This window comes from Arthrobacter sp. 2YAF22_2, from assembly GCF_052114645.1.
Lineage (GTDB): Bacteria > Actinomycetota > Actinomycetes > Actinomycetales > Micrococcaceae > Arthrobacter.
This window is the reverse complement of record NZ_JBFRFD010000104.1, coordinates 1-8,595: the sequence shown is the minus strand read 5'-3', so window position 1 is coordinate 8,595 and position 8,595 is coordinate 1. Positions and strand designations below refer to the sequence as shown.

Here is an 8,595-nt window from a genome sequence, read left to right as displayed (position 1 = left end):
GTACATGCCCAGGGCGTGCATGGCGGCCATCAGGTTCTGGCCCGCGGCGACGCCCAACTCGGCCAGCATGCGGCGCAGCTGGCTGTGGGCGCAGCGCGTGAGGACCAGGTGGTCGGCATRCAGGATGCCGTTGGGGGTGCTGACGGCCCACTGTTGCGCCGGGTGCCCGGTTCCGTGGAAGTCCGGACCGCCGGCACCCAGGCCATCGGTGTCCAGATGGTCCAACTGCAGGGCACGGACGTTATTGCGGACGTCGAGTTTATGGCTGCTGGCGTAGTTGCGCAGGTGCCGCAGGATCTCATTGCGCTCCCGCAGGGACGCCGCATCCGCCGCGTCGCAGCGCTGCAGCGAGGACGTGTTGGCCGGGTTGCCGGCGCCGAGCAGGTCCAGCCCGTCCACCACGATGGCACTGACACCCCTGCGCTGCAGCTCGCTGGCCACTGCCAGCCCGGACAGCCCCGTACCGATGACCAGGGTGCTGGTCCGTTCGATTCCGCCGTACACGGGCATGCTCGACACTGCGGGGTCCTTCCTCTGATGATGCCGGTTCCGGGCCAATACCCGGTGCGCCTCGCCATCGATCCGTCCGGACGCGCTCCGCGGGGAGCCTGCGATGTGAAAGACGAGTCTCGGTTCAGCAATGCCTCAGAGGATACCCAAGAAAGCTGGGTATGAACAGGGTCTGCCCGCCGTTGAGTTTTCGCGGCTCTCGGCGGTTCTTCGAGAGTTCCCCGCGCCCGGATTCCGTCTTTTCGAAGCTTTCCGGGCCGCGGTGGCAAACGTGTAAACACTAGGTAAATCTTCCCCGCCGGGCCGGCGCCCCCGGACCCGGGGAGTTCTGGCAGAATAGCCGCAACAGAGCCACGTTACGCGAGGAGGCGGACCCCATGGCCCGAGAACAGGTGCATCCGGACCCGGCGGGAGACGCCGCCGGGGAGCACTCCGCCCATCGGGGGATCGTGGTGGGCGTGGACGGGTCGGACCACAGCCACTGCGCCTTGGTGTGGGCCGCCCGGGAGGCGGAACGCCGGCACAGCCCGCTGCACATCGTGACCGCCTACTCGGTACCGGTGTTCGCCGCGTCCGGGCTGGACGGCGGATACGCGACGGTGGACGACTCGGTGATCCGCGAGGGCGCCGAAGCCATCCTGCAGCAGGCACTCGACAAGGTGGCCGGCTACAACATCGAGGTGGATGCCTCGGTGGAGAACGGCGACGCCTCCGGCGTCCTGCTCGAGATGACCGGAACCGCCGAACTGCTGGTCTTCGGTACCCGCGGCCGCGGCGGTTTTGTGGGCCGGCTCCTCGGGTCGGTCAGCAGCGCCCTGCCCGCACACGCCAAATGTCCCACCGTGACCGTGCCGCTCATCTGCGGCGACCGGCTGGGCCTGACCACCGACGACAAGCACGTCCGGGCGGAACGTGTGAAATCCGGGCACCAGCCAATAGAAAACGTCGTGGTCGTGGGCGTGGACGGTTCCGAACAGGCCCGGGTCGCGGTGCTTGAAGCAGCGGCCCAGGCCGAACGCCTCTCGGCGCCGTTGCGTCTGGTCTGCGCTGTGCCGCAATACAGCGGTTCGCTCGCCTGGGTTCCCGCGCCGATGGACCGCGAGGCGCTCTTCGCCGATATCCAGGTCCAGCTCGACGCCGGAGTGGCGTGGCTGAAGAGTCACTACCCCCGGCTCCAGGTGGAGACCCAGCTCGTGGACGGCTCCCCGGTCGACATCCTCGTCGAGGCGAGCCGACATGTGGAACTCGTCGTGGTGGGCACCCGCGGCCGGGGCGGTTTTGCCGAGATGCTGCTGGGATCCACCTCCGACGGCGTCCTGCACCATGCCAAGGGTCCCGTCATGGCGATCCCGGACCGCGACGACCCGAGACTGGCCGACCGGCCCAGTTTCGGACCCATGCTCGGCGACTCGTAGCGCGGGGCCGGGACCGACCATGTCCTGGTGGAACGGAGGACCGGCGGGTGGCACAGCAACCGCAGCCAGCTGAACCGCGGCAACAGCCCCGGCCGGAGCTGGTCCTTGCCCTCGAGCTGGCGGGCGCGGAGCTGCTTTCCGAGGTCGGCGGCAAGGCCGCCAACCTCGGAGAACTGATCCGGGCCCGGCTGCCGGTCCCTGCCGGATTCTGCCTGACCACGCTGGCTTACCGGCGGGCCACCTCCGCCGCCGGGCTCGACGCCGTGCATGCCGGCCTGGCCGGGACCGCGCCGGACGACCTTCCTGGGCTCGCCGCCCTGGCCGACACCGCCCGCCGCCAGGTGCTGGCCGCCGACGTTCCGGCGGACGTGGCTGCGGCCATCCGCGACGCCTATGCGGCGCTGGGCGCGGACGTCCCGGTGGCGGTGCGGTCCTCCGCAACTGCCGAGGACCTGCCCTTCGCCAGCTTCGCCGGCCAGCAGGACAGCTTCCTCAATGTGGTGGGTGTCGACGCCGTGCTGGCCGCCGTCCGGCAGTGCTGGGCCTCGCTCTGGACGGACCGCGCCGTGAGCTACCGGGCCACCCACGGGATCAACCCGGCAGCCGTGTCGCTCGCCGTGGTGGTCCAGCGGATGGTGGACGCAACCGTCGCCGGGGTCCTGTTTACTGCGAACCCGGTCACCGGGAGGCGGCACGAGGCGGTGATCGACGCGAGCCCCGGGCTCGGAGAGGTAGTGGTCTCCGGGTCGGTCAACCCGGACCACTTCGTCGTCGACGGCGCCACCCGACGGGTCATCGAGCGCCGGATCGGAAGCAAAGGTGTGGCGGTCCGGCCGGTGCCCGGCGGCGGCACCGTCCGCACTGCCACGCCCGGGGCCCGCTCGGAGCCCTGCCTCAACGACGCCCAGCTTCTGGCGCTGGAACTGCTCGGCCGCCGCGCGGAGGTGCACTTCGGCGTGCCCCAGGACCTCGAGTGGGCCATCGACGACGGCGGCGTGCCGTGGCTGACGCAGTCCCGGCCCATCACCACGCTCTTCCCGGTGCCGGCGCGGCAGCGGATTGCCGACGCGACCCGCGTCTACCTCTGCTTCAGCCTCGCCCAGGGCCTGACCCGGCCGCTGACCCCGATGGGGCTGGCAGGTTTCCGGCTGATCGCCTCGTCCGTGGCCCGTGCGGCCCGGTTCGACGTTCCAGCGCCGCACGACGGTCCGACACCGTACGTCCAGCCCGGGCAGCGGATCTTCTTCGACCTGACCCCGGTGCTGCGCAGCGCCGTCGGCCGGGCTATCGTGCCGCGGGTGTTCGACGTGATGGAGGCCCGCTCCGCGGCGGTGCTGCGCCTGCTGTTCGAGGACCCCAGGTTTTCCGTCACGAGCAGGTCCCCGTGGCGGCTGCTGCGGCACCTCGTCCCTGTTGCGGCGCATACCAAGGTCCCGCAGGCGCTCCTGCGCGCCCTGCTCCGGCCCGAGGCCGCGCTGCGCCGGGTGGAACAATTCGGCGACCGGTTCCGGGCCGCGCTCGCGGTGCCGCCCGGGGCCACCGCTGTGCAGCGGCTGGATCACGTGGAGCGCATCCTGGGCCAGGAGCTGTTCCCGGTGGTACCCGCCGTCCTGCCGCTGGCGGCCCTGGGTTTTGGCATGCTGGCAGCCGCCGGCCGACTGCTGGGCCCCGCTGCCGGCCCGGGGAGCCTGCAGCCGGTCCTGCGGGGGCTGCCGAACAACGTCACCACGGAGATGGATCTGGCGCTCTGGCAGCTCGCCGCCGCCATCCGGGCTGACGCCGACGCCGCTGCCGTGTTCGACGCTGCTGTGTCCGATCACACCGCATTGGGCGGTGGGGGCGTGCCGGACTTGGTCCGCCGCTACCGGGCCAGGGCACTGCCCGCCGTCGTGCAGTCCGGGCTCGACGGCTTCCTCGACCGCTACGGGCACCGGGCAGTGGCGGAAGTCGACCTGGGGATGCCCCGCTGGGCCGATGACCCGGCGCACATCCTGGGCGTCCTGGCCAACTACCTGCGGCTGGATGACCCCGGCCAGGCGCCGGATCTCCTATTCAGCAAGGCGGTCCAGGACGCCGAGACCCAGGTACGGCGGCTGACCGCAATGGCCGGGGAGCGGAGCTGGTTGCGGGCGGTGCTGGTCCGGGCGGCACTTAAGCGCACCCGGTTGTTTGCCGGCCTCCGGGAACTGCCGAAGTACCATATCGTGGAGGCCCTGGCTGCGGTGCGCGGCCAGCTCCAGCTCATCGGGAAGGAACTGGCCGCGGCCGGCCGGATCGCCGCCGCGGACGACATCTTCTTCCTTGACCTGGTCGAGGCCCGCGGCGGCCTCGCCGGGACGCCGCTGCACACCCTCGTGGCGCAGCGCCGCGAAGCCTATGACCGCGAACTGGGCCGCCGGCACATCCCGCGGGTGCTGCTCTCGGACGGAACCGAGCCGGAGGCCGTCCGCCCTCGTCCCGCCGGGGCGGACACGGGAACCGCGGGGGTGCTGACCGGCAGCCCCGCCTCGGCCGGCACCGCCACCGGCCCGGCCCGCGTCATCCTCGACCCCCAAGGCGCGCGGCTGGAACCCGGCGAAATCCTGGTGGCACCCTCCACCGACCCGGGCTGGACCCCGCTGTTCCTGACAGCCGGCGGACTGGTGATGGAAATGGGCGGCTCCAACTCGCACGGCGCCGTCGTCGCGCGGGAATACGGGATCCCCGCGGTAGTGGGCGTCCCGGACGCCACCACCCTGATCGTCACCGGGCAGGCCATCACGGTCGACGGCGCCGCGGGCACCGTGGTGCCGGCGGCCCCGCCCGAAGACGCCCGGACCGCGCCGGAGGAGCGCCGCAGAAATCTGCCCGGGCACGGTGATGCCGTGCCCTTCCGGGCGTAATGTTGAAAGATGAGCTGCAATATCGGAGCGCGGTCGCGATGACCCGCACTTGGCTGCGCTGGTTGCCGGCCATCACCGTTCCCGCCGTGATCGCCGCCGGGGTTCTGGCGGGGTCACTGCCGGCCAGCGCCGGGGATCCATTGCCCGCGAAATCGCCGGAGCAAGTGCTGCAGCTGATCGCCCAGCACCGCGAAGTGTCCTTTTCCGGGACGCTGGAACAAACCTCCAAGTTGGGCCTGCCGGAACTCCCGCAGGCCGGTCCGGGAGCGTCTTCCGGGGAGACCGGCTGGCTGGAGCTGTTGACGGGACCGCACACCGCACGGGTCTACCGCGACGGGACGGACAACGCCCGCGTCCAGGTCATGGATCGGCTCGCCGAGCGTGACGTGATCCGGCACGGCAACGACCTCTGGCTCTACAACTCAAAGGACAATACCGCGGCCCACGCCGTGCTTCCTGCCGGAACCGGAAGCCATCAGCCGTCCGGACAGGAAGCCGTGCCCGCCCCCGATACGCTGGCCGAAGAACTGCTGGCCAAGCTCGACCCGAGCACCGACGTGACCGTCGGCGCGGAGGTCCAGGTGGCCGGACGCGCCGCGTACCAGCTGATGCTCACACCGAAGTCCTCTTCCACGCTGGTGGCTTCGGTGGCGATTTCGGTGGATGGCCAGAGCGGAATGCCACTTGGCGTCGAATTGAAGGCCCGCGGGCAGTCCGATCCGGCGTTCCGTGTCGCGTTCACCAAGCTCTCGCTCGAGCCCCCGGACGCCGCGGTCTTCCAGTTCAGCCCGCCGCCCGGCGCCACGGTCAAGGAACTCCCGGCCACGGACCACAAGTCGTCCGGCACCAAGGACCGGCCGGCAGCCAAGGACAGCCGGCACAACGTCAGCGGGACCGGTTGGGAATCCGTCGTCGAGCTCCCGGCCGGTGCGTGGGCGAAGGGACCGGCGCAGCAGCCGGGCGGCCAGTCCGGCGGGACCGGCAACGCGGCGTCGCTGCTGGCCCAGGCGACCGTCCCGGTGTCCGGCGGCAGGCTGCTTTCCACCGCCCTGATAAACGTGCTGATCCTCGACGACGGCCGTGTCTTCGCCGGCTCCGTCCCGTTGGATCGGCTCCAGGCCGCGGCCGCTGCCCGGTGACAGCCGTTGCGCCCACCGCCGAGCTGAGCATCGAGACCCGGGGCCTGAGCAAACGCTTCGGCCGGCAACTGGCGGTCGACGGCGTCGACCTGGCGGTGCCGCAGGGCTCCGTCTTTGGATTCCTGGGCCCCAACGGCTCGGGCAAGACCACCACCATCCGGATCATGCTGGGTCTCGCCGCGGCGTCGAGCGGCTCGGTGCGCGTTCTGGGTGAGGAGATGCCGCGGCAGCTGCGGACCGTGTTGCCGCGGGTGGGCGCCCTGGTTGAAGGACCGGCCTTCTATCCGTTTCTTTCCGGGGCCGCGAACCTCGCGCGCTTCGATGCCGCGGATCCGCAAGCTCCGCCCGGCACCCGGCGTGCACGGGTGCGGACGGCGCTCGAACGGGTGGGCCTGGCGCACGCCGCGGACAAGAAGGTTCGGGCCTATTCGCTGGGCATGAAGCAGCGGCTGGGCATCGCCAACGCCCTGCTCGCGCCGCGGGAGCTGCTGGTGCTGGACGAACCGACCAACGGCCTGGACCCGCAGGGCACCCGCGAGGTCCGCCATCTGGTGCGGTCCCTCGCCGCGGACGGCGCCACAGTGTTTGTTTCCAGCCACCTGCTCGCCGAGGTCGAACAGATCTGTACGCACGCGGCGATCATGAGCGCCGGGCGGCTCGTGGCGCAGGGCGCGTTGGCGGAACTCCGGCAGGCCGGCCACGCCCGGATCCGCCTGCTGACCCCGGACCCCGGCGCCGCTGCCCGGGTCCTGGCCGGTTTCGGGCTGACGGTCGACGGCGGTGCTGCCGCCGGCGGCCAGACCGCCGCCGCCCCCGATCTCCGCGCAGACGGCCTCCACGCAGGCGATGTGCGTGGAGACGGCACGGGTGGCGGTGCGGTGCTGTACGCGCCGCTGCCCGACGGCGCCGGAACCGGAACCCTCACGCCGGAAGCCGTGGTGACGGCGCTGGTCGCGGCCGGCGTCCGGGTCCGCGGCTTTGCCCTCGAGCAGGGCAGCCTCGAGGACCGCTTTGTCGAGCTGACCGGGGAGGGCTTTGAGGTTGCAAGGTAAGCCGAGCGCGCGCAGGGGCCTGGAGGCCGGCCCGGACAGAGTCCGGGCACCGGGATTGCTGCTGCTCGGCTCCGAGCTCGCCGTGCTGTTCCGCCGCCGCCGGACCTGGGCCATGTTGCTGGCCCTGGCCGCCATCCCGGTGCTGATCGCCCTGGCTGTGAGACTCTCCTCCGCGGTGCCCCCCGGCCGCGGACCGGCGTTCCTGGACCGGATCAGCCAGAACGGGTTGTTCGTCGGCGTCACCGCCATGCTGGTGGCCATTCCGCTGTTCCTGCCCCTTACCGTCGGGGTGGTCGCGGGCGACACCCTGGCCGGCGAGGCCGGGCTCGGGACCCTTCGGTATCTGTTGGCGGCGCCGGCCGGACGGGGCCGGCTGCTGTTGGTCAAGTACGGGGGCGCAGTCGTCTTCGCTGCGGCGGCCCCGCTCACGGTGGCCCTCGTCGGCGCCGGAATCGGGGCGGCGCTGTTCCCGGTCGGGCCCGTGACCCTGCTCTCGGGCGACACGATCGGTCCGGCCGACGCCCTGGGGCGGCTGCTGCTGATTGCCGCCTACCTGGCCGTGTCCCTGGTGGGGCTCTCCGCCATCGGACTGTTCATGTCCAGCCTCACGGACGTGCCGGTGGGCGCGATGGCCGCCACCGTCGTGTTCGCCGTCGCCGCCCAGATCGCGGATGCGCTGCCGCAACTGGAATGGCTGCACCCCTGGCTCTTCAGCCACCGCTGGCTCGACTTCGCCGATCTCCTGCGCCAGCCGATCGCCTGGGACTCGTTCGCCGCCAACGCGCTCCTGCAGGCCGGGTACGTGGCCGTCTTCGGAGCCCTGGCCTACGCCAGGTTCGCCACGAAGGACGTGCTCTCCTAGGTTGCCGGGATCGGTGCCGGGACTTCAGTACCGGGCGGCGTAGGGGTACAGCTGCATCCCGGACATGGACGCAAGGTCCGTCACGGTAATCCCGCTTGACGGGTTCAGGGCCTGGACCACTCGGCCGCCGCCCAGGTAAATGGCCACGTGGTAGAACCCTGGCGCCGAGCCCCACACCATCAGGTCCCCGGGCTGGGCCGCGGCCAGGGGCACCCGAATCGGTGCCTGCGCAAATTGCTGGGCCGCCGTGCGGGGCAGGCTCTTGCCGGCCGCGGCGAACGCGGCCTGGACCAGGCCCGAGCAGTCAAAGCCGTAGGCGCCGGTTCCGCCGTAGTCGTAGAAGTAGGGCGCGCCCACCTTGCCGAGTGCGACGGAGATGGCCGTCTGGTTGGAACCGCCGGGCGCAGGTGCGGGGGCGGGCGGGGGTACCGGAGCGGGAGCCGGGGCCGGCGGTGCGGGCGCTGGTTCAACCGGCGCCGGTTTGGCGGGGGCGGGCGGGACCGGGCCGGAGACCGGGGGTGCCACCGGAACGCCCGGAGCGGGCACCACGCCTGCCGGCGGTGCCGGTGCCGGTGCTGGTGCCTGTGCCGGTTGCCCGCCGCCCGCCGGCAGCCCGGCCACCGGCTGCGGGCCGTTTCCCGGCGCTGCCGTGAGGGCCGCGAGCCGTGCCTGCTGGCGCTGCTGGTCCAGGGCATCAACCCGCGCCGACTCCAGCGCCACGGTAGTGTTCCGCAG

The 8,595-nt window shown here is 71.8% G+C and carries 7 protein-coding genes; 5 read left to right on the top strand and 2 right to left on the bottom strand.

Features of this window, described 5'->3' with window-relative positions:
- Positions 1-510, bottom strand: a 510-nt coding sequence (locus AB4Y86_RS06360; RefSeq protein ID WP_441401111.1) for an FAD-binding protein, incomplete at its 3' end; no start/stop codon positions are given.
- A gap of 377 nt (positions 511-887) precedes the next feature.
- Here AB4Y86_RS06360 and AB4Y86_RS06355 point away from each other — a divergent pair.
- Genes AB4Y86_RS06355 through AB4Y86_RS06335 form a run of 5 tightly spaced genes read left to right on the top strand, consistent with a single transcriptional unit; the run spans position 888 to position 7,860 of the window.
- A complete protein-coding gene (locus AB4Y86_RS06355; RefSeq protein WP_441401107.1) occupies positions 888-1,925 on the top strand; it encodes a universal stress protein in 1,038 nt (345 codons plus the stop codon).
- A 47-nt stretch (positions 1,926-1,972) separates the two neighbouring features.
- Complete coding sequence (locus AB4Y86_RS06350) at positions 1,973-4,807, top strand: PEP/pyruvate-binding domain-containing protein (protein WP_441401105.1); 2,835 nt, start codon at positions 1,973-1,975, stop codon at positions 4,805-4,807.
- Positions 4,808-4,845: 38 nt separating this feature from the next.
- On the top strand, positions 4,846-5,946 hold the full coding sequence (locus tag AB4Y86_RS06345) for a LolA family protein (RefSeq protein ID WP_441401103.1): 1,101 nt from the start codon (positions 4,846-4,848) through the stop codon (positions 5,944-5,946).
- A complete protein-coding gene (locus tag AB4Y86_RS06340) occupies positions 5,943-6,998 on the top strand; it encodes an ABC transporter ATP-binding protein (protein ID WP_441401101.1) in 1,056 nt (351 codons plus the stop codon). Before AB4Y86_RS06345 ends, AB4Y86_RS06340 begins: the two co-directional genes overlap by 4 nt.
- A 19-nt stretch (positions 6,999-7,017) precedes the next feature.
- Entirely contained in the window at positions 7,018-7,860 is an 843-nt protein-coding gene (locus AB4Y86_RS06335; RefSeq protein WP_441401109.1) for an ABC transporter permease, read from the top strand.
- Between the two features lie 24 nt (positions 7,861-7,884).
- Here the strand turns inward: AB4Y86_RS06335 and AB4Y86_RS06330 are convergent.
- Positions 7,885-8,595 (bottom strand): C40 family peptidase (locus AB4Y86_RS06330; protein ID WP_441401099.1); only part of this gene is annotated, 711 nt, incomplete at its 5' end.

Excerpts from the sequence above, each read along its gene's own strand:
- AB4Y86_RS06355 (WP_441401107.1), top strand. The coding sequence starts at position 888 with ATGGCCCGAGAACAGGTGCATCCGGACCCGGCGGGAGACGCCGCCGGG.
- AB4Y86_RS06345 (WP_441401103.1), top strand. The coding sequence starts at position 4,846 with ATGACCCGCACTTGGCTGCGCTGGTTGCCGGCCATCACCGTTCCCGCC.